The 25,117-nt window shown below is 50.7% G+C and carries 13 protein-coding genes; 2 read left to right on the top strand and 11 right to left on the bottom strand.

Annotation, left to right across the window (positions count from 1 at the left end):
• Positions 1–141 precede the first annotated feature (141 nt).
• Positions 142–2,034: a carbohydrate-binding protein gene (locus FSU_RS10790; protein WP_014546442.1), complete on the bottom strand. Its 1,893-nt coding sequence runs from the start codon at positions 2,032–2,034 to the stop codon at positions 142–144.
• 331 nt (positions 2,035–2,365) lie between these two features.
• Here FSU_RS10790 and tenpIN point away from each other — a divergent pair, with 331 nt between their 5' ends.
• On the top strand, positions 2,366–2,833 hold the full coding sequence (tenpIN, locus tag FSU_RS15925; protein ID WP_015732106.1) for a type III toxin-antitoxin system TenpIN family toxin: 468 nt from the start codon (positions 2,366–2,368) through the stop codon (positions 2,831–2,833).
• 65 nt (positions 2,834–2,898) lie between these two features.
• Here tenpIN and FSU_RS10780 read toward each other — a convergent pair whose 3' ends face one another.
• Together FSU_RS10780 and FSU_RS10775 are read right to left on the bottom strand one after the other, a co-directional pair.
• Complete coding sequence (locus FSU_RS10780) at positions 2,899–4,395, bottom strand: carbohydrate binding domain-containing protein (protein WP_014546440.1); 1,497 nt, start codon at positions 4,393–4,395, stop codon at positions 2,899–2,901.
• A 537-nt stretch (positions 4,396–4,932) separates the two neighbouring features.
• Positions 4,933–7,269: a beta-xylosidase family glycoside hydrolase gene (locus tag FSU_RS10775; RefSeq protein ID WP_014546439.1), complete on the bottom strand. Its 2,337-nt coding sequence runs from the start codon at positions 7,267–7,269 to the stop codon at positions 4,933–4,935.
• Positions 7,270–7,598: 329 nt separating this feature from the next.
• On the opposite strand from FSU_RS10775, the gene FSU_RS10770 reads away from it, so the two are divergent.
• On the top strand, positions 7,599–9,101 hold the full coding sequence (locus FSU_RS10770; protein ID WP_014546438.1) for a prolyl oligopeptidase family serine peptidase: 1,503 nt from the start codon (positions 7,599–7,601) through the stop codon (positions 9,099–9,101).
• A 498-nt stretch (positions 9,102–9,599) separates the two neighbouring features.
• Here FSU_RS10770 and FSU_RS10765 read toward each other — a convergent pair whose 3' ends face one another.
• From FSU_RS10765 to FSU_RS10730, 8 genes are all read right to left on the bottom strand, one after another.
• Positions 9,600–11,258, bottom strand: a complete 1,659-nt coding sequence (locus tag FSU_RS10765) for a sialate O-acetylesterase (protein ID WP_014546437.1) — start codon at positions 11,256–11,258, stop codon at positions 9,600–9,602.
• A 180-nt stretch (positions 11,259–11,438) separates the two neighbouring features.
• Positions 11,439–13,046 (bottom strand): carbohydrate-binding protein, encoded by a 1,608-nt coding sequence (locus tag FSU_RS10760; RefSeq protein ID WP_244263619.1) that lies wholly within the window; start codon positions 13,044–13,046, stop codon positions 11,439–11,441.
• An 87-nt stretch (positions 13,047–13,133) separates the two neighbouring features.
• Positions 13,134–15,209, bottom strand: coding sequence for a carbohydrate-binding protein (locus tag FSU_RS10755; protein ID WP_014546435.1), 2,076 nt, complete (start codon positions 15,207–15,209; stop codon positions 13,134–13,136).
• Between the two features lie 704 nt (positions 15,210–15,913).
• The gene (locus FSU_RS10750) at positions 15,914–18,106 is read right to left on the bottom strand and encodes a carbohydrate-binding protein (RefSeq protein ID WP_014546434.1); all 2,193 of its coding nucleotides are present in this window, start codon (positions 18,104–18,106) and stop codon (positions 15,914–15,916) included.
• 147 nt (positions 18,107–18,253) lie between these two features.
• On the bottom strand, positions 18,254–20,476 hold the full coding sequence (locus FSU_RS10745) for a carbohydrate-binding protein (protein WP_014546433.1): 2,223 nt from the start codon (positions 20,474–20,476) through the stop codon (positions 18,254–18,256).
• A 189-nt stretch (positions 20,477–20,665) separates the two neighbouring features.
• Positions 20,666–22,897 carry a carbohydrate-binding protein gene (locus FSU_RS10740; protein ID WP_014546432.1) on the bottom strand — a complete coding sequence of 744 codons (2,232 nt, stop codon included), beginning with the start codon at positions 22,895–22,897 and terminating at the stop codon, positions 20,666–20,668.
• Positions 22,898–23,019: 122 nt separating this feature from the next.
• Positions 23,020–24,240, bottom strand: a complete 1,221-nt coding sequence (locus FSU_RS10735) for a hypothetical protein (protein ID WP_014546431.1) — start codon at positions 24,238–24,240, stop codon at positions 23,020–23,022.
• Positions 24,237–25,103, bottom strand: a complete 867-nt coding sequence (locus FSU_RS10730) for a DUF4423 domain-containing protein (RefSeq protein ID WP_015732103.1) — start codon at positions 25,101–25,103, stop codon at positions 24,237–24,239. Before FSU_RS10730 ends, FSU_RS10735 begins: the two co-directional genes overlap by 4 nt.
• Positions 25,104–25,117: the final 14 nt, after the last annotated feature.

Genomic DNA, 25,117 nt, shown 5'->3' with positions numbered 1-25,117 from the left:
GGGAGTGTGGAATATTCTTTTTTAGAGTTAGGAATTACACAAAATGCCCCGCGGGAGTGCGGGGCATTTTGAATGTGTTTGTGAGGAGAAATCTCAATGCTGCCCCGGCACAAAGGCCGGGGAGACAACGCAAAGTGCTATTTAGCGAACGTTCACACGCTGGATTTGGTTACCCTTGACAGAGCGCACCATGTACGTGCCACGTGCATACCCAGCGTTCTTGAGCGCCTGCGGCATGCTAGCGCCATTCAAGTCCACGCGGCCGAGGTGCTTACCCGTTGCGCTAAACACGTTGTAGGAATTCTCGGATTCAAACGACGTGAGACGAACCTTATTCAGCCCCACCGTTCCATCGGTAAACTCAATCCAGTCAATGTCCATCCAGTCACCGGTTACCGTAAAGCGGAGAATGTGTTCGCCTTCGGTCAGGCTCACCTTGGCTTCGACTGTATTGTATTCGTCATAGTTGTCTTCTCCGGCGGTTGCTGCAGGCACGGCGATTTCTTCGGTAATGTCCTTGCCATCCATGGAGAGCTTGAAGCTCGAGGTGCTATTAGCAGAAGCCACAGAAGCGCTCATTGTGTAAGTACCCGTCTTGGCAACGTTCACGGTGTATTCAAGCCATTCGCCTGCCTGGTTGTAGCCAACAATGACACCGGTAGCCTTCTTGTAAAGGTCCACGCCAGTACCCGGGCGGTAATCGGAATCGCCGTGGTTTTCTGTATCGCTTTCGTTGTAAGTGGTGTTGCCCTGACCCACGCCGTTCACATCGAAATCTTCCACTTCGATCTTACCCGGAATGTCAAGAGGCTTGCCCTTGAACGGTTCGCGCGGAACCGGCTTTAAAACCAAGCGGAGCAGTGCAGAACCATGAGCCGGGAGTTCAATAGAAACACTAGAGACCGGTCCCAAATCCTTCTTTTTCCAGGCATCGCGGACTTCTACTTCGCCTTCTACGCCAATGTCTTTAAAGTTGCATTCGACGGTCTGGGTAGAATTGTTGTTATTGAGAAGCGCCACGGCGATATCGCCATTTTTCAAAGGCTTGGTCCAAACCTGCTTGCCATTCTTGTCAGAAATGCGGTGGCCCTGAACGCCCAAGGAGTCCTGGTTAATGGCAATCATGTCCTTGTTCAGGTAGAGTTCCTTAGTCTCGTTGCTCATGTTGCGCACATCGGAACTGATCATGATGGGAGCAGCCATGATGGACCACATCGTCATCTGGGAGCGCTGTTCCTCGTAAGAGAGGCCTCTGTTACCTACTTCGAGCATGTCCGGGTCATTCCAGTGACCGGGCTTTGCAATCTGCCAATACTTGTTGTTCGCATCGATAATTTCGTAGACGCCGCGGTACCACGAAGTCGAAATCCATTCGGGACCAATGTCGAAAGTGGTGCGCCAGAGGTTAGCAATTTTCGGCATCCAGTCCTTGTATTCCCACATGCAAATGCTGAACACGATGTCGCGTCCGGAATTGCGGAGAGCATTGGACATTGCAGTGTAATCTTTTTCCTGCGTTCTCGGATCCGAGTCGCAGTTATCGTACTTCCAGTAGTCAACGCCCCATTCAGCGAGCTTCTTGGCGTCCTGAACTTCGTGGCCGTTGGAACCACTTTCGCTTTGCCAGTTGCTATTGTAATGGTGGCAGGTGCGTTTGCCACGGTCGCCGTAAAGGCCGAACTTCAGGCCCTTCTTATGCACGTAATCAGCGATGGCCTTCATGCCACTGGGGAAAGTCTTCGGGTTGTTCTGGAGGTTGCCCTGGGCATCGCGCTTGGTGTCCATCCAGTTATCGTCCAGATTAAGGAACACATAGCCAGCGTCTCTCAAACCGGATTCGACCATCGCGTCGGCAATTTCCTGAATCTGCTTTTCGTTGATGTTTTCGTGGAAAACGTTCCAGCTGTTCCAACCCAGCGGTGGCGTAAGCACCAAAGTGTCGGCACTAGCAAAAGCCTGCGATGCCAATCCCACCAAAGTCAAAGTTGCTAACACTCCAAGCTTGCAACCGTTTTTCTTGTTCAAACCAAACATAAGCACTCCTATATCCTAAGTATTAATCATCCCCAAACTAAAAATACCCCCTAAAAAACAAAAAAATTAAAGGATTTACACATGTTCCTTTGACATTTTATCCACGATGGATAAGAAGATGGATAGCAATGCCGACATATTGACTTTCCCGCAAATTTTTTGTATATTATTTATAGATGACAGGGTGGCAGACCAATCCACCTAAGATAAAAAAGAAAGGTCAACCAATGACAGGGTGGCAGACCAGTCCACCTAAGATAAAAAAGAAAGGTCTAAGATGAGCCGTATTTCGTTATATATGAAATACGGCCTTTTTTATTTTGAGGGAAAAATGAAACTGGCACAAACCGTATTTCTGAAGCAATCATTCTTTGACCGACATAAAGACCACAAGGAAATTCTCACCAACAAAGAGGGCAGACCTTACCTGTCCTTCATAATCGAATGTAATGGAACAATTTTTGCCATCCCATTTCGAACAAATATCAAACACCCATACGCATTCACTTTCAAAACTTCAGGCAGACTCACAGACGAAAAGAAAGGATTGCCCGGTATTGATTTTACCAAGGCAGTAGTCGTTCAACAATTAGACATTGAGTGTCAATGCACCATTGACAAGAGGGAATGGGTTGAACTCAACAAAAATTTGATGACAATCGTCACCAACTTCACCGAATACCTCAAAAAATTTGCAGCATCACTAGAAAACAGCAATTTTAGCAAGTTGCCCGTATTCAAATATTCTTCACTACAATATTTTATTGAGGATGTGAAATTAGTCGTCAATTCTCTATAATTCAAAAAAAAGAGCGGCCCCATTTGGGGAACCGCTCTTGGAGAGAGAACGAAAATTTTTGCCTTTTAACGGTCAACAGGCAACATGAACGAGCGTGTTTTGTTGCGCAAGATGTAAACGCCCTTGCCAAAGCCAGCATTTTTCATCGTTTTTTGCATGTTCGGCACGTCGTTTTCGATGATTTCGACAAATCCGAGGCGCTTGCCCGTGAGGCTATAAACATTGTACACTCCAGCGGTCGTTTTGAGACGGAGAGAAGGAGCGAGCGAAATCGTTCCCGGAGCAGGTTCCGCAATTTTCTTGAGCGTGACGTTATCGAGCGTAAGCGTGCCTGTAGAGGCGCCCGCATTGAAACTTAAACGAGAATCTTTATCCGTTGCGGCAGTCATCTGGAATTGGAAGGAATACTTCTTGGATTCCTTGCCGATTTCAAAATTCTTCTTTTCAGTGAGGTAACTTGCCCACGGATCCGTGTGCTGTTCCACGTTCACTTCGAGCGTGCGAGAGGCGCCAGCGCTAGCTTCAAAACTCACTTCGTACCACTGGCCTTTTTCGAGATGCAAGTCATGCTGAATCACCTGCACCTGGTAATTTTCCGTGCCGATGGCAGAAATGTCAAGCTGATACTTGCCATTTTTCACGTCACCTGTAGCAGCGGCACTGCCGTGAGTCTGCAAAGTCCAGGCCACGTCGGTCGAATCGAAGCCACCGTTAAAAATGCTGTCGCGGTCGGTCGGCACCTGAATTGGCGGCGGAAGCGAAGAGCCGTCCAGCGAATAATTCTTGACAAAATTCCAGATTTCAACGCTCGTGTTGACACTGACCGCCTCGTCCATGGAATACCAGTGGCCCTTGCCTGCAATGGTGAGCAAGCGGACTTCGACGTTATCCTTGCAGCCGCTCCAGACTTCGAGAGAGGCGGCAGAACCCGGCTTGCTTGATGGATACGGCTTTGTGACCTTGGAACTTGAAGAGCATTTTTGCGCAGAGACCCAGCCCTTGAGGGTATTCACGGTGCTGTTGTAATTCACCACGTCATCGGAAGTGCCGTGGGTATGCATAATCGGCATGGCGCGCTTGGGCGAGTTCACGCCACCGCCACCAGAAACCGGGGCAATGGCAGCAATCATATCGCCCATCTTGTTTGCCGCATGGTAGCTCATCATGCCGCCCATCGAGAATCCCGAAACATACACGCGATTTTTGTCAATGCCGTACTTGTTGTACATTTCGTTGATAATCGCCTTGAGGAAATTGATGTCCTTGTCGCCACCGATGTCCCAGGCCCTGTTTTGACCGTTCGGGAACACGACCACAAATCGTGCGGTATCGGCAATCGGCTCCCACTTGGCGGCATTCTGCTGATACGGGGCATCCTGATTCATACCGTGCATCTGGATAATAAGCGGGCGATTTTTTTCGATGTTTCTCGGCGCATACACGTTCATGGTACGGTTCGTGCCGTTCACATTAATGTTGTCTGCAAAAGAAAAGGTCACGAAGCCAGCCAAGGCGGCAACCGTCAAGGCGCAGTGCGCCTTCTTGAAGATTTTACCAAACATACCTCTTACTCCTTGAGGTTTATTTCCCATTTTACCTATGAAGAAAATACCTTTTGGATTGGCGATTATCACTTAGCGGTAAACATTTTCCATTGCGGTTTTGACAATGGGTTGAGGGGATAAAATGTGTAATAGGGGTGTTTTAAGAACAACCAAAAACGGCTCGGATATACCCGCAGGAAAGCAAGCTTTCCGAGATGTGATTCTGGCCTCTTGGTTGTTCTGGAAATGTGTGATAGGGGTGTTTTAAGAACAACCAAAAACGGCTCGGATATACCCGCAGGAAAGCAAGCTTTCCGAGATGTGATTCTGGCCTCTTGGTTGTTCTGGAAATGTGTGATAGGGGTGTTTTAAGAACAACCAAAAACGGCTCGGATATACACGTTGGAAAGCAAGCTTTCCACGTGTGCATCCGAGCCTCGGGGGTGTTTACAGAACACAAAAACGACCAGGAAATGGATGTCCGTAAGCTTCGCTTCCGACATCCGCTTCCTGGTCTCGGGGGGTGTTTGAGGAACTATGAATAAACTATAGAGATTACTTTGTTACGGATAGGCGGTGGGTGTTGCCGGTGGTGAGAGACTTGACGATGTACACGCCGCTTTCCTTCACGAGGCTGTTCACCTTGCTACGCACATCGAAGTTGTTGGATGCATCAACGCGACCGATGAACTTACCGTTCAAGCCATAGACGCCATAAGTCTGCACGCCCTGCACATTATAGCGAACGCCCTTTGCCAAGCCAACAATGGGATCCGGATCCGTAGCGTTTGCGCCCTTCACGAACGTAAAGTAGTCGATATCAAGCCAAGAGCCAACAACCGTGAAGCGGAGTACATGTTCGCCTTCCGGGAGTTTTACGTTTGCTTTTACCTTGTTATAATCGTCATAATTTTCTTCGCCAGAACTTGCCGCCGGAACAGAGAGTTCTTCAGTAATGTCCTTGCCATCCAAAGAGAGCTTGAAGCTTGAGGTGGAACCCGCAGCAGCAACCGCAGCAAACATGGTGTAATCTCCCGCTTCCTTTACGTTCACGGTATATTCGAGCCAGTCGCCTTCGCTGTTGTAGCCCACAATGACGCCAGTTGCCTTCTTGTAAAGGTCAACGCCGGTACCCTTGCGATAGTCGCTATCGCCGTGGTTTTCGGAATCGCTGTCATAGTAAGATGAGCCATCCTTGCCCTTGCCCGGCACGTCAAAGTCTTCGGCTTCAATCTTGCCCGGGATTGCATTTGCAGGGCAGTTTTCGCCAGCGGCACAGAACGGAGTCTGCGGAACAGGTTCAGAACCAGCGCCGTCGAGATAAATTTCATCGTTCACATCGGTACCGACCTTGAACCAGTCGAAGTCTGCATAGCCGCCCGCCTGCTTGGTCGCAAAGTTGAAGAGGCCCCAGCGCACGCCCACGAACATGTGGAGGTCATAATTGAGCTTCACATCGTTGCCAATCTTTTTCCAAGAGCTACCATCGGTGCTGTAATAGAAATATGCAGTACCACGGTCAATCGGCAAGTCAAAATCGATTCGCAGATAAACCTTGGAGTCCGAAAGATTTTCACTTGTTACAAGTCTTTCGCCATCCTTGTTTCCGCTGTACATCACAACCTTGTAGTTACCGCCATCTTTAGCAAGCGCGACAAAGCCCTTGTCATCCTGCAAAGCAACGAGGCCCGCCATGTCTCCATCCTTCATGCCCTTGCCGTCAACAAGCGTACGGCCAGAACTCTTAGGGCCAAAGGAACGCTGTGTCAAAGTGTTCTTTGCATTCACGACACGGCTATCCGTGCGGCCCGTGGTAATGCGGAAAAATCCCGGATTTGCAGACAAGCTCCAGTTTTTGTTATCAGGGTTATGGTTGAACTGCCATTCGAGAGCAAGTTCGCCAGATTCAAAATCGTCACTCGTGACCATGCCGTAGCCCGGGAGCGGAGATTCCGGCAAGTCAATCGTCGAGGGAGCCTTGGATCCGCTCGTCGGAACCGGCCAACCATCCTTCCATTCCATCGGGACCAAGTGCGACATACGGCCAACCGGACCGGAATCGCGGAACAGGAGGGCATACCACTTGCCATCGGGAGTATCAAAAATGCCGCCCTGCGCAACACCGTTATCAGAGAGGAAATACCTTCCGCTGAATCCGGAGAGCAGGCTCTTGGAACGGTAAACGATTTCGCTACGGCTCTTGCCAGCCGGCCAGGAAATCGTAAACAGGTAGTATTCGCCGTTCACCTTTTCCATGTGCGAGCCTTCCTGCTGCACGTAGTAGTTGCTGGTACCGGTTACCTGGTTTACACTCACGCCACCGAGCTTACCGCTCTTGCCGCCAGCCTTTACACCGCTAGCATCGTCATTCAACTGCACATAGCTAATCTGGTCGCCGCTGCCGTAGAACACCCACACGGTGCCATCGTCATCAAAGAACAAAGAAGGGTCATGGTAGAACGGGAGCTGCACTTCGGACCACTGGCCGCTTTCCACGTCGGCGGTCTTGTACAAATGAGTTTTGCCCGTCGTGTAAGACGGAGTCAGCACGTAGAAAAACCCCTTGTGGTAGCGGATGCTCGATGCCCAGGAGCCCTTACCGTAGGCGTCCTTGCCGCCATTCAGGTTCTGCTGGTCGTTGTTGGTGAGCGTCTGGTAGGCATAACCCACCGTGCGCCACTGGGCCAAATCCGTGCTCTTGAAAACAGGCACGCCAGGCGCAAAGTGCATGGTCGTCGTGACCATGTAATAAGCATCGTCAACACGGACAATGGAAGGGTCCGGGCTATCGACATACATGATCGGGTTATTGACCTTAACGGCTGCACTATTCACTACAGCAAAAGCAGCCAAAACCACAGCCGACTTCGCCATCTTACTAAACAATCCCATAATCACTCCTTTCCAACCAAGGCTAGATAAGATTAACAATCATAATTTATCCCATTTACATGGTTTTAACCCGCAATCGCACGCCCTTTTTATGGATTTTTTATCAATAACACCCCATTACGGCCCCGAAAACGTGTCGAAAACCGCGCCTCTTTTGTAAAAAATCCTTTTCGCAATTTTCACAACGCTTTATAATTTTTCACAACACCATTTCGCAACACCTAAGAAACATCCATCTATATTTTGGGTAGGCCTGGCAAGAGTCTCTGGATAAGGCCAGGCCGAGTGTATTAAAAGGGTTGGAAACTTTTAACTTAAAAGGAGTCGTTATGACCATGTCTAAATTCATGGCATTCACAGGAACAGTAGCTTTGCTTAGCTCACTTTCCTTCGCTTGGAGCATCAGTGGCACAATCACCTCAGAAGGTTCGGGCCGAGCACTTTCCGGCGTCAAGATTACATCGTTCAACTATGCGGGTGTAGAATCCACATCAGGTGCAGATGGTACATTTACAATCTCTAACGAGAATGCAGGTTTGCACTCCGCTATGGTAGCCAAGGCTTTCATCGGTTTCAGCAACAACATCATTACCATTTCCGGCGTAAAGGCCCAAACGATTACCATGTCCGTGATGGATGCACTCGGCAAAGTTTGCGCCTCCAAGACGGAACATAACATCGACGGCTTTATGCAGGTCGACTTGAACAAGACTATGGCTAAGGGCGCCAAGTTCCTCCGCATTAACGCCGACGGAAACCGCGCTACCTACCAGATAGGCAAGACAGTCACCCTCATGAAGGAAGGTGATCCGCTGCCGTTCTTGCAGTTCTCACTGGAAGGCTACCAGAACGCCACCTACCAGGCTAAGGCCGAAGTTGAAACGGGCGTCTTCGTCAAGATGGCCAAGGCTAGTGCTCAGTCCAGTTCTAGCAAAAAGATTGAATCTAGTTCTTCCGCAAAGGTTTCTTCTTCTAGCGTTGAAGAATCTTCTAGCAGCGCCAAGATTGAACAAATCATCGTTGACTGCGCCGGCAAGACGGTAAAGCCCGTAGATAGACAGAACATGGACGTGACCGTCGATGGCAAGAAACGTACATTCATTATGCACGTGCCGAGCGCCTACAAGGGTGACAAGCCCGTACCGCTCGTTATTGACTACCACCCGATTGGCGGTAGCGGTTCAGGCGAATTTGGCAGTTCTCCGTACAAGGCCAAGACTGACCCCGAAGGCGTAATCACGCTTTATCCGGACGGCACTGGCAAACCGGGTGGAATGGGTAACGGCTGGAACGTCGGCCCCTGCTGCTCCAACGACGATGACGTCAAGTTCTCTTACGCAATGATTGATAAGCTCAAAGAAATCGCCTGCATCGACCCGCAGCGCATCTACGCTACCGGCTTCTCGATGGGTGGCGGGATGAGTAACCACGTGGCTTGCATGATGTCCGATGTCTTCGCCGCAGTTGCTCCAGCAGCTATGGACTTGAACAAGACCAACAGTGCTCAATGCAAGATGTCTCGTCCGATTTCTGTCATCAACTTCCGCGGCACGAATGACCCGGTCTGCCGTTACCAAGGTGGCGATAGCGGCTTCAACGACGGTTTGAACTTCCTTGGCGCCGAAGGCACCTTCAAGTTCTGGGCCGAAAAGAACGGCTGCACAGGCTCTCCGACCAAGAACTCCAATGGTTGCCAGGAATACTCCAACTGCAAGGACGGCACGAAGGTCGTGCTCTGCACCAAGCAGGGCGGTGGTCACGACTACGGTGACGCTAGCATTGGCTGGCCGTTCCTCAAGCAGTTCACGCTTCCGGCAAGCTTCGTGAAGTAATAAATCAAATTTGATTTCATAATTCATCCTATATACACCATAATCGCTCCGGGCAACCGGGGCGATTCTTTTATCTTGTATAGTTGTCAACTACTGAAATTTTGAAAAACACCCCAAAACCAGCTTTTCCACATTCAAAACTACAGACAACGTTTAAATATTACGTGAAAGCCACGTATTTTCAAACCTTTTTCACGTAAATTTCACCATTTTCTAAAAATTTCATTTTTTTTCACACACCAACAGGCATTCAAACCACCGATTACTTTTTATAAATGCGGACCATTGCGCATTCTTGATAACGCGCCGCGCACTCTAGGGTCGAGGATGACGGGGGCATACGAAAAGAGCCCCGGCGGTTGCCGAGGCCCTATAGGAGTCACACTAATTTTTCCCGTGTATTATTCTCTCATTTTATTTTATTAGCCGTAGATGAAGCCAAGAGCAACAGCGACGACAAAGAAGAAAGCGATTTGCTTTACAACTACCAACTCGTTTTTATTCATGTATCACCACCTTTTTTGTTAGAGATTTTTCCCCGTTCTTGCGGACAAAGAACACACCCTTTGCCTGCTTGCGGAGCTTTGCGTTTTCCCTCACTAGATTCATTGCTTCGTTCATGCCTTTTGCGGTAAACGAACTCAGCTTAATGCCCTGCATATCGAACACGCTATAGCTACTTTCGGCTTCAGTCATACTAAAGCGGATATTCTTGATTCCAATCGGCGGCTGAGCGCTGATTTCCTTGAATTCGATATAGTCAATATCAATCCAGTCGTTTGCAATTTCAATCTTCAGTTCGTGTTCGCCAGCCTTCAGGGAAACCTTGCCACCATCGACGATAGAGAACGTGTCAAAGCCCTTGCCTTCGTTCACCATTTCATCGCCAATGCGCTTGTCATCCATGTAGAGCACAATGCTACCGGTCGCATTATCACCGGCTACGTTCGCCGTAATTCCGTAGTCGCCATCGGCCTTGACATTTACGGTGTACTTGAGCCATTCAGACTTTTGGCAGTGACCGACGACAATGCCCATGTTCGGCTGGTAAATATCGACATCGTTCTTGCGGAGCTTACCGCCTTCGTTGCCCTTGCTCAAATCGTAATAGGCCTTGTCGGCGCCGCCCTTGTTGTAGTTTTCAGCTTCGACCTTGCCAGGGATTTCAATCGGGTCCGTGTACGGGCCATATTCCTCGGGCGGTTCATCCGGAACCGTAGACTGGCTCGGGTCCACGAGGTTTACCGGCGGAGCATCCGGGTCAATCGTCTTGTCAATGAGCTTGAGCATTTCGGAGCAGTAGCGCTTGCCAAGTTCAATCACGCCCGCACGGCCAAAGTGGTACGGATCCTTGCCGTTACCCTGCAAGCCCTTGGAAGAGGCAAGTCCGAACTTCTTGAAATTTTGCTTGAGCTGGGCAATGCCGCCGTTTTTGCTAGAGCAGCAGTTCTGGCCTTCCTGGAGGAGTTCGCCTGCCACAAACGGCACTTCGTTTTCGTCCAAGCCAAGCGCATCAATCACGTCCTTGTAGGTCTTGTAAACGGTCTTGCGCCAGTTGGCATCGGTACCGTCACTTTCGCCCTGGTGGAAGATGAAGCCCTTGATGACGCCCACTTCCTTTGCCTTCTTGGCAAGTTCCAGAATGCGTCCCGGAGGGTTGTTGTCGTAATCCTTGGGCCAGCCCCAGTTCATGATGTCCTTGCCATCGCCCCTGAAATAAGCTTCGTACTGGTCCTTGTCGAAGGCGCGGATGCTCACAGCACCGATGGCAACCGGGATAATGCCCACGGTCACGCCCGGCAAGGAATCGGCCATAGCGCGGCCAAAGTAGTCCGCCGGGGAGAGGTTTTCGAACGGATGGAACATCGGAGGAATTGCCGGGTACCATTCGCCCGTCTTGATAGACTGATTCGTCTTGCCGCTGCGTTGGCTTGCATTTGCATTGTGCGAAGCAAGCATGATAAAGTTCTTAGGAGCTTCGGCCTGGTCTTCAGACGGTACGATATCGCCGTTGCCCGCCATGTTAGACTGCCCATAAGCAATGTAGATATGGAAGTTCGGGTTCGGAGCCGCATTCGCCCCCACCGCAAACATAGAAAGCCCAGCGGCAACGCCAGCAAGGGCCATGAATTTTTTGAGGTTTCTTTCCACGCTCATTTTTATATCCCTTAATCCAAAATTTCTATAAAGAATCTACCCTAAAAATGCAGAAAAAGCTCAAATGTATGCTCCATATAATATGGACGTTTTGTCAATGAATTGCGAAATTCGCTCAAAAAACGCATTTTGTAAAAAAAGAGTCCTAGCATCCGCCAGGACCCTTCATGGAGTCTAGAATTATTCGAAAACGACAACCTTCTTGCTCATGAGCTTTGCGCCTTCCTTGCGCACAAAGAACACGCCCTTTGCCTGCTTGCGGAGCTTGGCATCCGTCTTGACGAGGTTCATCGCGTCGGCCATTCCCTTCGCGGTAAACGTCCCGAGCTTTTGGCCCTGCATGCTGTACACGCTAAAGTTGCTTTCGGCTTCAGTCATGTCAAAACGGACCTTTGCAATCGCGCTCGGCGGGTCTTCCTTTTTCGGCTCGCTGAACTGGATCCAGTCGATATTCACGTAGTTGGCGGTGATTTCGAGCTTGAGCACGTGCTTACCGGCCTTCAAGGTGACCTTTTCCTTCACGGAAATCGTCTTGTACGTGTCCCAGGAATTGTCGGCAGTCTGCGGCACGGAAACATCATCCGTTATTGCTTTTTCGTCGATGTAAAGCTTGAACGCAGAGGTGGAATTACCGGCAGCGACACTTGCATCGATATTGTATTCGCCATCAGCCTTCACGTCTACCGTGTATTCAAGCCATTCGCCAGTCTGCGTGTAACCAAGAGCAACGCCATCGCCCGCCTTGTACAAGTCTACGCCCGTATCCTTGCGGTAATCGCTATCACCGTGGTTTTCGGAATCTTCGTCACTGTAAGAGGCGTTACTCGTACCGTCTTCGTTCTTGCCGATACCCGGCTTGTCAAAATCTTCGACTTCGACCTTGCCCGGAATAGCAATCGGAGCACCCTTGAACGGTTCCTGCGGGACAGGGTCAACAGGCGCCACGTTGATGAGCTTGAGCATTTGCTGGGCATAACGGAGGCCCATGCCGCGGTAGCCTTCCACAGTAAAGTGGAGACCATCGCCCTTAGAGCCGTAACCCTTGGAACTTGCCACGCCAAAATTCGCAATGTACTTGGAAAGCCCACGCACACGACTGCTAAAGCCAGCACACGAACCGCCATCGACCATTTCACCGGCGACAAACGGAGTCTCCTCGGCGTTCAAACCGAGCTGCTTGAGCATGTATTCGTAAGTCTTCTTGACAATCTGCTCCCAGTTGCTCATGCCGCCATCGGTTTCACCCTGGTGGAAGATGATTCCCTTGATGACGCCCTTTTCCTGAGCCTTCTTGGCGACTTCAATAATGCGGCCCATGGCATTGCCATCGTCACCGTAAGCCTTGGCTCCGTTCTTCAGCCAGCTTTCCGCAGAATTGAGGTAATTCTTGTAATCGTCCGGGTCAAACAAGCGGATACTCGTACCGCCCTGAGCCACCGGAATAATGCCAATCGTCACGTTCGGCAAGGAATCTGCCATGTGGCGGCCAAACCAGTCAGCGACAGAAAGGCCTTCACCGCACTTGAACATTGGCGGCACTGCCGGGTACATTTCACCGACCGTAGGGCGGCCAAGACTCGGGCAAGACGTTGTTGCAAACATTTTCACGCGAGGATGTTCCTTCTTATCGACATCCGTAAAGTTCCTCGCGTTGCCTTCCATGTTCGACTGCCCGTAAGCAATGTAAATATGGAAGTTCGGGTCCGGAGCCGCATTTGCACCCATTACCGCAAACATAGAGAGGCCAGCAGCAACACCTGCAATGCCCATCAGCTTTTTGAAGCTCATTTCCACACTCATATCTATCTCCCTTTTAACAAACTCTTAAAAAAAACAGGAGCCAATTGCTCGGCTCCCGTTTTTAGGAATATGAAATTATTTTGCCACAGAAATGCGGTAAGCATTGCCGGACTTGAGAGACTTCACAAAGTAAATGCCATTCTGACGCACCACGCTCTTGGTCATGCGCTGGACATCGGCCTTGGTCGTAGCAAGGAACTTGCCCACGAGCACGCCGTTCACGTCGAAGACACTGTAATTTTCGGCTTCGGTCGGCAAGCGGAAATTAGCACCGCGCAAACCAATCGTCTTATCGTCCGGATCGGCAGCATCCTTGCCCTTTGCAAAGTTGAAGTAGTCGATATCGAACCAGGAACCCGTCACCGTCATGCGGAGGATATGTTCACCAGCCGGGAGCGTTACGTTGGCCTTGACCTTCACAAAGTCATCGAAGCTCGTTCCCGAAAGTGCGACATTTTCTACAAGAGTTTTTCCATCCAAGGAGAGCGAGAAACCAGACGTCGAATTACTCGTAGCGACAGAAGCAAACATTGTGTAATCACCGGCTTCCTTCACGTTCACGGAGTATTCGAGCCATTCGCCTTCTTCGTTATAGCCGACCACATAGCCAGTAGCCTTCTTGTAAATATCGACACCCGTGCCTTCGCGGTAGTTGGTTTCGCCACGGTCTTCGGAATCGTTTTCGCTATAAGACTTGTTGCCCTTGCCCGTACCCGGAACGTCAAAGTTTTCGGCTTCGATTTTGCCCGGGATTTCAGCGACCTTGCCACCAAACGGTTCGCGAGGTACAGGATCTGCCGGAGTGCCACTGCCCACGAGTGTCACAATGCAGTCCTTGTTGCTTGAATTGCCGGCATCCATGGTAATCGTCACGGAGCCATTCTTGACTTCGACTTCGCCTTCGTACTTTGCATTTTTCGCTTCGCTAGTGGTGTACACATGGAAAGTTTCCACATCGGCACCCTTCACATTGACGGTCACAGTCTTGCTATTCTTGTAGTCGCGGTTCACGAGCACCACGATAACGCTATCGCCATCTTTGCTCTTGTATGCACTTGCAAAGACTTCCTTTTCGGGGTTTGCTGTAGCGCCCACGCGGACAGCACCCGGGCGGACAAAGCGCGCAAACTGGCTCATCACGTAACCGCGCTTAGAAATCTTGCCGATTTCGTTCTGCGGAATCTGGAGCTTGTTGCCAAAATCCTTTTCCATGATGAGGCCGTAGCAGCGACGGATGTACCACCAGGTGTACTGATTGAAATTGCCTACGACCATGGCGCGGTGAATTTCGTAAGCCACGTCCATGGCGTTCACGGTATCGCGCTTGTTGGCGTTCGCCTGGTCACCCGTATTCGTAATCGTGCGCCAGTAGTTACCGCTTCCCTGGCTTTCGGTATAGTGTTCCGTCATCCAGCGTTCGACTTTTTTCTGGTCAGCAAGGCTGTACTGGAAGAAGTTGTCCCCAGTCCTTCGGTCACTCGCGTAAAAATGCGCGCCGAGAATGTCCCAGTTCTTAAGGGCATTGGCATCGTTCAAGACCTTGTTGTAGAGGTTCTTGTCATAACGGAAGGATTCCGTCGAAATCACCTTCGCGCCGTTTTTGCGCATCTTGTCGGCATAACCCTTGGTGAAGTTGTAGATTTCGTCGGCACTCCAGCAAGCCCATTCACCGCACCAGTCCGGTTCGTTACTGATGGAGATAGCGTACAGGGGAACGCCCTGATTCTTCATGTAATCGTTAAAGCTATTCAGGTGGTCCACATACTTCTGGTAATTCGAAGAAGCCATGTGCTGGTTCGCCCCTGCGTACGGCGATGTCCACGGAGTCGCATAAAGGATAAAGTCATCGCCGGCGTACTTTTTGGCATACTTTGCGGCCTGAACTTCCTTGTTGAAGTCATTGGAATTGGCGTAAACCGGAATACGGAGCGTGTTGAGGCCGATTGTGCCATCGCCCGTACCAAAAGCAATCTTCGCATCGGCTTCGGAAAGGCCTCCACCGCCCTGCCACTGGTTATGCACCATGCCGCCAAACCCGCGGATAACCTGGTGTTCTTCGGTCACGTCAACGTTGACCGTCGAGGCAAAAGCAGGTATAGCAAAAGCCAAACCAAACGAAGCAATCTTCAGGACTTCACCCATACACTTCATAAATATCTCCCATAATTATCCCATGCCCTTTGCATGAGGGTACATTCTAAATTTATATCCCTCGCGCAATCATTTTACACCCCCAGAATAATTTTCCATTGTCAATTTGGTAATGAACTAAAAGACTCTGTAACAAGAGTCTTTTTTATTCATAAATGAACTTCATGCGGGCGGGGCCCCAGCTCGGAGTTGATTTAAACCCATCCTGGCGCAAGCGCCAACCTTACGGCTCAACCATGACCATACAAGTATGGTCGCGGCACTCGCCTTTTAAGGTTGTGGCCGACGCTTTATTCTCTCGACGATTAGATTTTTTCTGTTTTTTCATTAAATTACACGCATTGTATTAGGAGATGCAAAAAACACCTCGGAACATTCGTCCCGAGGTGAAATGGCACCATTCAGCGCCATTAGGGTGTGTGGTTTAGGAGGATCTTTTAGATGAATACGGCTAGGGCAGCGGCTCCATAGCCAAAAACAGTTGCTAAAGCATTCTGCTTTAAACTCATAATCATCATCCCATAACTTCCCTTGCATGATTGCAAGATTTTCCACCCTATAATTTAGATTCACTTTCCCCCAAAACCACATTTCTGCCAATTTTTATCATTGACATTTTGGTAATGGGGCAGCGACAAAAAAACACCCCAGAGCTTTTGCCTTCGGGGTGCTTTTCGTTATTTGGTTTCGGAATTATATGAATTTTATCTTGCGACAGAAGTCATGAAAGTCTTGTGGCCGTCAACGCTCTTGAGCATGTAAACGCCCTTATTGAAGCCTGCACTCTGGAGAGCTTCGGCGGCCTTCTTTCCGACGAGTTCCACAGTGCCGAGCAGCTTGCCGCTCACGCTATACACGCGGTAGACGCGAGAAGCATTAGCCTGGAACTTCACAGCAGGCTTGAGACCCACTTCGCTCACTTCGCCGAGAGAGAACCAGTCCACGTTCACGTTGTCGCCCGTAATCACGAGACGGATTACATGAGTGCCCTTAGTAAGCTTGGCCTTACCACCTTCGAATTCCTTATAGACGCTCCAGTCCTCGCCAGTCTGCGGAACCGTAATGGTATCGCCAATTGCCTTGCCATCGGCCAAGAAGCAGAAGCTTGCGCTTTCCATGCCAGTAGAAGCCGAGGCCTTAATCGCATAATCACCGTCTTCCGGGACTTCGACCGTATATTCGAGCCATTCACCAGAAGCCGTGTAGCCAATCGCCATGCCCGTACCGCCTTCGACAATGTCAACGCCCTGATCTTCGCGGAACTTGGCATCGCCCTGGTTTGCCTTTTCGTTATCGCTGTAAGAATCCACATCGCCACCGCGGCCAACGCCCGGGATGTCATAATGTTCAGCTTCAATCTTTGCCGGGAGCGTCACAGCCTTTTCGCCATACGGTTTCTGCGGTTCCGGAGGAGTCGTGCCGCTACCTTCAAAGCCCCATGCCTTAATTGCCATGGTGGAGTCCTGAGAGCCCTTGAACACGAGGAAAATTTCATCTACGATGCCCTTGAGGCCGGTCACTTCGCAGGAATTTTCTGCAAAAGTGTTCTTGTTGCCGGTATTCTTGAGCGTACAAGTGCCAGCGAGCGTACCTGTAGCAGAGCCCGAATGAATTTCAATCTTGTTGCCATCAGCAGCGCTTGCCGCCTGAACCACAAAGCCCGTTGCCGCCGTACCAAAGTCCACGCCACTCACGCGAATCCAGGATTCCTTCGTGGAAAGCGGGAGCAAGAGGTGTTCTGCGACCTTGCCCGGAGTCCAGTTCGAACGGCTGCGGATGCCTTTCTGCTTGGAACTCGTCAAAGCCGGATACCAGTCATACGGATCGAAGTTTTCAATCTGCTTCGGGCCTTCCTTCGTGAAGGTCAGTTCCTTCATGGTACCGTCACCGTTGTAGAAAAACTCGTCAACACTCACGCTGCGGTGGAATGCCGGCACCGGATTCGCCTTACCGTCATCGGCAGGAATCTTTTCCAAGCCGTCGTAACCGTTGGCAATGCGGCGGTCATGATAAGCGACATACCAGTGGCCCTTGAATTCTGCAATGCCGTGGTGGTTGTTGTTATTGGCATTGATGTTCTGGCCGTTGATATTCGGGTTCCCCATGAAGATTCCCTTGTATTCGTAAGGACCCATCGGGTTCTTGGACATACCATAGGCAATGCGCAAATCCGCCGTACTGTAAGAGAGATAGTAATTACCCTTATACTTGTGGATGTAAGAGGCTTCCATCGCCTTCGGGCCACCAATCTTCAATTGGGTCTTGGAGCCTACATCGAAGCCCTTCATATCTTTGTTCAACTTGTAGATATTGAAGATATTGTTGTTATTGTTGGCTGCCGGGCGGCTATTGCTTTCACCACCGCCAAACGTGAAATAGCCTTGGCCATCGTCATCGAAGAAGATTGCCGGGTCAAAACACCAGCCAATGCCGTCGCAGTCGGCAAGACCGCCACCCCAGTTGTTGATGAGTTTCTTGTTGCCAGAGACCGGGTTTGTCCACGGGCCTGCAATGCTATCGGCACCGATAAGGCCGATACCGCCGCCACCGCCATCCGGGAACACAATGTAAAGTCTGTGGTCATTCGGGTTCACCGCAATGCCAGACGCCCAGATATCGCCAATGCCATCGACCTTGCGGGCATCATAAATGATACCGAAATCGGTCCAGTTCTTCATATCCTTCGTGCGGAAACCGTAAAGGGCCTTGATATTATAGCCATTGGCATTCGATGCAGCAGGGTCATCCGAGTCGGTTATGACATAGAAATAAGTATCATCGGCAGCGGCACCCGGGTCTGCCAAGTAATGGTAAGCCGAAATCGGGTTGTCTGCAAGCGCGCCCACACCAAAGCCCGCCAGCAAGCCTGCCATCGTTAAACGTTTCAGTAATCTCATTGTTCACTCCTTGGGATCGACCAAACACACCGCCATCCCGTTTTTTATAAAACTACCCTCAGAAACGCCAAAAGACCCACGAAAAATCGTAGGTCTCATGGACAAAAAGTCAATAGGTTTAGACTAGAGACGAAAGACGAGAGAGGCTTAGCGAGTGGTGCGGACTCTTGCCACCGCGCCGTTGTAACGGTTACGGATGATGCAAACGCCCTGCACATTCCTGGACTGCGGATTTTCGCGCCAGAGCTTCTTGGCTTCGTGGATATTGCGGGCCGTGAAGCTAGAAACCTTCTTGCCGGTCAAGTCGAACACGTCGAAGTTTGCGACTGCATCTGCACCAAGCACCCTGAAGCCCTTGATACCAATCGTTTCGTCGTCCGGATCCTTAGCGTCCTTCCCTTTAGCAAACGTCATATAGTCGATATCGAACCAGTCGCCCGTAACAGTGAAGCGCAGGACATGTTCACCGGCCGGGAGCGTCACGTTCGCCTTGACCTTCACAAAGTCATCCCAGCTATCGCCGGAAACCGGGACTTCAGCGATGGACTTATCGTCAATGGAAAGCGTAAAGCTAGCCGTGGAATTGTCCGTAGCCACAGATGCAAACATCGTGTAGTCGCCAGCTTCCTTCACGTTCACGGTGTATTCAAGCCATTCGCCGGACTGGTTGTAGCCCACGACATAGCCTGTAGCCTTCTTGTAGATATCGACGCCAGTGTCTTCGCGGTAGCTCTTGCCACCATTTTCGATGCCATGGTCTTCGGAATCGTTTTCGCTGTAGGACTTGATTTCACTACCGCGGCCAGAACCCGGAATGTCGAAGTCTTCCATTTCAATCTTGCCCGGAATTTCCCAAGCCTTGCCGCTAAACGGCTTCTGCGGTTCCGGCGGAGTCGTGCCACTGCCTTCGAAACCCCAAGCCTTGATAGCCATGGTAGAGTCCCTGTCGCCCTTGAACACGAGGAACAACTGCTTTACAATGCCCTTGAGGCCTTCAACTTCGCACTTGTTTTCGGCATAGGTATTCTTGTTGCCAGTATTCTTGAGCGTGCAAGTACCAGCGAGCGTACCCGTTGCAGAACCAGTGCGGATTTCAATCTTGTTGTTATCGGCAGCGCTTGCAGCTTCGACTGTGAAGCCCGTTGCAGCCGTACCAAAATCAACACCCGAAACGCGGAGCCAGGATTCCTTAGAGGAAAGCGGGAGCAACACGTGTTCGGCAGCCTTGCCCTGCACAAAGTTAGAGCGGCTGCGGATGCCCTTCTGCTTGGAGCTCGTGAGTGCCGGATACCAATCGTACGGGTCAAAGTTTTCAATCTGTGCCGGACCTTCATCCGTCACCTTCACCGTCTGAATGGTGCCGTCAGCATTGTAGAACATTTCGTCTACGGAAACGCTACGGTGATAGCCTTCGTTCGGTTTCGGCTGACCGTCATCGGCCGGAATAATTTCCAGGCCGTTATGGCCCTTGGCAATACGGCGGTCATGATAGACAACATAAGAGTGGCCCTTGAATTCGGCAATACCATGGTGGTTATTGTTGCCGTTGATGCTACGACCGTTCATGCTCGGATCACCGAGAATCGTACCCTTCCAGGTGTAAGGACCCATTACGTTGTTAGATGTGCCATAGTCAATCGTCGGAGCGCCCTGCTGCCAGCCAGTACTGTAAGAGAAGTAGTAAGTACCCTTGTGCTTGTGGATGTAAGAAGCTTCGAGCATTTTGCGGGTCGGCAAGTTGTTCACCTTCACATGGGAACCGTTGCCCACCGGGGCGTTCTTGGCATCGTTCAACTTGACAATGTCGAAGTTATCAGTGTTTGGACGGCTAGTGCTTTCGCCGCCGCCCCATGTCACGTAGGTGGTTCCGTCGTCATCGATAAAGATACCCGGGTCAAAGCACCAGGAAACGCCATCGCAACCGATAATGCCACGGCCACCAACAAGCTTATCCTTGCCCTGGCCCACAGCGTTTGTCCACGGGCCTTCAATTGCAGGAGCCTTGATATAGCCGATACCGCCGCCACCGCCATCCGGGAACACGATATAGAACGTACCGTTATGAACAGCAATGCCAGAAGCCCAAATGTCGTTAATGCCACTTACCTTGCGGGCATCGTAAATAATACCGTAGTCGGTCCAGTTTTGCATATCCCTACTGCGGAATGCATAAAGGGCGTAAATCTTGTAACCGTTAGAATTAGCAGGCGCCGGGTCATCGGAGTCCGTGATGATGTAGAAGTAATCATCGTCGGCGGCTGCACCCGGGTCAGCCAAGTAGTGGTAAGTAGAAATTGGGTTATCGGCAAGCGCGCTTACTCCAAAGCCCGCCAAGAGTCCAAACATCGTTACTTTCTTAAGTAGTTTCATAACACTCCTTAGGATCGACCATACACCGTCAATCCATCCAATCTAAAAGTACCTCCAAAAAAACAAAACAGCCCTGAACACGCCAAAAGATTTATGGACAAAACGTCAACGAGTCCGTAAAAATTTGGATGCAAAAAAGGCCCCTCTTGCGAGAAGCCCTTTTATACGGATGTGTGTTTCTTGGAGATTCTAGCGGGTCGTGCGGACCTTAGCCATCATGCCGGTACCACGGTTGCGGATGATGCACACGCCCTGCATATTAGCCTGGGCGCCACCACGCAGCATGTTCTTCGCTTCGTCCATGCTATGGGCCGTGAAGCTAGAGACCTTCTTACCGGTCAAGTCAAACACGTCGTAAGTTGCAGCGGCAATCGCATTCATGCGAATCTTCTGACGGATAGCCACTTCACCACCTTCATCCGGGTCCTTGGCATCCTTACCAGATGCAAACTGAATGTAGTCGATGTCCATCCAGTCGCCAGTCACGGTAAAGCGGAGGATATGCTTGCCAGCCGGGAGCTTCACATTCGCCTTCACCTTGCTATAGTCGTCATAGTTTTCTTCGCCATCATTCTTCGGAATGGCAACCGATTCCGTAATGTCGTCGCCATCGATGGAAAGCTTGAAGCTGGAGGTTGCATTGGCAGAAGCCACAGCCGCAAACATCGTGTAGTCGCCTTCAGCAGCCACATCCACAGTGTATTCCAGCCATTCATCCGTTTGGTTGTAACCGACGACATAGCCCGTAGCCTTCTTGTAGATATCTACGCCAGTGCCTTCGCGGTAACTCTTGCCACCATTGCTTTCGGCACCGTGGTCATCAGAATCGTTATCAGCGTAAGAATCGTTACCAGCGCCGTAGCCCGGTTCATCGAAGTTTTCCATTTCAATCTTGCCCGGGATTGCCCAAGCCTTGCCGCCAAACGGAGTCTGCGGTTCAGGTTCGCGCTTCGTGCCCTGGAATTCCCATTCGAGAACCCCCATGGTAGAATCCTTGCCATTATTCTTGAACACGAAGAACACCTGGTCGACAACGCCCGTAAGGCCCTTCATTGCGCAATCGTTATCCACGAAGGTCATGTTATTGGCGGTCTTTGCAAGTTCGCAAGTACCGGCAAGGGTACCCGTCGCGCTACCCGTATGGATTTCAATCTTGTTACCTTCACCTACGTTTGCGGCCTTGATGCGGAGGTTTTCAGCACCTTTACCGAAGTCCACACCAGTCACGCGGATCCAGGATTCGCTACGGCTCGTAAGCGGCAAGAGCACGTGCTTCACCGGCTGACCCTTGGTCCAGTCGGTACGGCTACGGATGTTCATCTGCTTGGAACTCGTCGTTGCCTTGTATGTCTTGTACGGATCAAAGTTCTTGATTTGCTTCGGTCCTTCGCGGGTGAAGGTGAGCTTGTTCATCTTGTCGCCATTCCAGGTGAGTTCATCGATGGACACGCTTCTGTGGTTTTCGTAGTTCGGATTTTCGGAACGCACGCCCTGCTGCGTCGTTGCAGCCGGATGGTTATCCGACGTCACCAAGCGACGGTCGTGGTACACAGCATACCACTTGTCCTTGAACGGAGCAAAGCCCTGGTGGTTGTTACCACCTTCGCCATGAGCATCAGGCACAGAGCCAATTCCCGGAATGACCGTACCCACAAAGGTATACGGACCCCAAATATTGTTGGACATACCATAGTCAATAATCTGGCTACGGTTGTTGAAGCTCAAGTAATAAATGTTCCCCTTCTTGTGCAAGTAAGGAGCTTCGAAGGAGTTCGGCAAAGAGACCTTCTTCAGGGAATTCTTGTCAAAAGTAATCTTGCCATTGCTTTCGGTAAAGCTGATAATGTCAAAGTTGTTGCCATAGGGGCGGCTAGAGCTTTCGCCACCACCAAAAATCACGTAACCCTTACCATCGTCATCAATCAAGATGCCCGGGTCAAAGCAGTGAGCAATGCCGTCGCAACTACCAATCAAGCTACCGCCACCTGCAATTCTATTGACACCATGAGTTTCCTTAACCGGGTCGGTATAAGGACCATCGATAGCCGGGGCCGTAATCATGCCCACGCCGCTTGCACCATCAGGGTAAACAATGTAAACCTTGCCGTTTTTCACGGCAATGCCCGAAGCCCAGGTGTTGTTCGGATAGTTCCCGAATTCACGCCTAGAGCGGAAAATCATGCCGTGATCAGTCCAGTTCTTCATGTCTTCAGACGTGAAGGCGTAAAGGCCGACAATATCGTAGTTCCAGTTCGTCTGGTTGTTATAGTCATCCACATCGGTCAAGATGTAGAAGGTATCACCATCAGAGGCGCAGGAAGGGTCCGCCAGATAGTGATAGCTAGAAATAGGGTTGTCAGCAAATGCACTTACACCAAAGCCCGCAAATAAGCCCAGTGCAGCCAAACGTTTCATGTTCATACACACTCCTTCGGACCAGCCATACACCGCCAATCCATCCATTATTAATCTACCTCCAAACAACAAAAAAAGACCTGCAAAGCGATGCAGGTCCATTGATAAAATGTCAATAGTGGATAAATCTACTCTTCTTTCCGGACAACGCTCTTCTTAATGAGTGGTGCGAACGGGTCAAAGATACCGTAGCCAAAGACTTCAATATCGTCCACCCAGACTTCCGTATCCATAGCGCCGAAGATGCCAATCTTTGTGACACTGTCCTTCACCGCTTCCCAACCGTAGTTACCGCCATTGCTGTCAGCCGTATCCAGTTCCGCCGGAATCACGGTAAACTGCGTCCAGACCGTATCCGCATCGAAATGGCGCCAAGACTTGATATTATCGGAACTCGTCACGGAATCGTCATTCACGAACCTGTCGAACGAGAACGAAATTCTCGACGGAGTTGAGACGCGGACCCAGAAGCGGATAGAATCCAGATCGCTCAAGTTGACATAGCCACCCAGTTCACGACCGATAAGCGCCCAGTCCCACTGAGCCGCAGAATCGCGTTTACAGATAAAGTGCGCCGCCTTGCCTTCGCGACCAAGACCTGCCGATTCAATATTAAAGGTGACCTCCGCGTTGAGTGATGCCGCAGATTCCCACGCGTCTGCGCCATTTTCAAAGTCATCAAATACAAAATATTTCTTGACGTATGCAGAGTCACCGAGGTAAAGGGCGCCTTCGCCAGATGGCGCACCGACGTCAGCTTCAATTCGGCCATATTCCGTAACCGAGTCAGCGTCAGCATCGTTCACGAATGCGACAATTTCGACATTGCCGTTCGGGAGCGATTCAAACTCAAAATAGCCCGAGGAATCCATCGGGACCTGGTAGTCCAAGCCCTGCACAGAAACGGTTGCAGAACGGCGGACCAACTGCGGAAGACCGACACGACCGGAGACCTTGGTCGGTTCCGAGACTTCGACTGTCAAAGGAGTCGTCGAATCCGATTCAACATAGGCAATCTTTTCAAAGCCCTTCAAGTTCAGGGAATCACTGCGGGCTTCGATTATATAAGAGCCCGTCGGGACATCAGACAGAACCACTCGGCCCTGTTCGTCGGTTTCAAAGTGCAACTGGTACAGGGAGTCCAATCCGAGTTCGGATGCACCGGACAAGTAAGATTCAGGGCGGACAATAACGTCCATACGTGCAGCAGGCGTGCCATCGGCCAATTGAACAAGCACCGCGATGGAATTTTCCGTTTCCATCGACGATCCAGCGGTACGACCGCTATCGCAGGCGACATTGAACAGAGCCAACGTCGCCAACCCATATGTCCACGCCCGTTTAATCATTTTTTTACTCCTGCACCTTCCCCTACTATTATAGTATTTTCCGACGCCCCTCCTTTGCGGGCAACCGGGTAAAATGCCATAGAAAGCTGCATAACACGATCAGGATTCTTGGCTCCGTCCACTCTTTTCTGGACCAGACGGCGGAATTCCCTCAACATGTCGCCCAAATCCTCGAAGCAGGACTGGTCCACAGAAAGGGTCAGTGTAGAAATGTTACGTTCATTAACGGGGACGTTTTCGAGCGCATCGCTCGCAAGGCTCAGCACCTGGCGCTGGAAATTGCGCACGGCCTTGGCCTTTTCAGGGCCCCCTACTGTCAAATGGGCTTCGGTGAGCGCGAGTTTGCCCGATGCAAGCTTCTTCACGAGACCGACGCTCTTCAAAGTTTCAATGGCTTCGAGAGCCTGTTCCTCAGTGATCGGCGGGCAGATGTCTTTGGCAATCTGCTTGACGTTTACAACGCCACCGTTCAATTCCAGGTAGGCGCGTACCGCAGGAATCCACCAGTTTTCGAGGAGTTTAAGTTCAGCAGCCTGCAAAGAATGGCGTTCCACGTCGCGCAGCGAGAGTGCCTTCGCCATGAGTTCTTCGCGCTTAGTCTTATCCTTGCTGACAGCAGCAGAATAAAGGAGGTCGAAGTATTCGGCCTCGCGACCACTCAGCGCAAGGATTTCCTTTGCCGCAGGTAATGCATGAGCAGGCAAGTGCTGCTTCTTTTGCAATACGCGATAGAGATAGCTGGAGTCTAGCCCGAGCTTATCACCCATCATGCGGTAGCTGTAGAAGGGCATCTCGACCTTGCGCCTGTCGTAGAATTCCTTCAAGAAGTCGCGGTAATCCGCTATGTCAGAAAAAGTAACCATCAATATCTAAAATA

The organism is Fibrobacter succinogenes subsp. succinogenes S85 (assembly GCF_000146505.1).
GTDB lineage: Bacteria > Fibrobacterota > Fibrobacteria > Fibrobacterales > Fibrobacteraceae > Fibrobacter > Fibrobacter succinogenes.
Note: the sequence above shows the minus strand (reverse complement) of the source record. Positions and strands in the feature narration are given on the sequence as shown.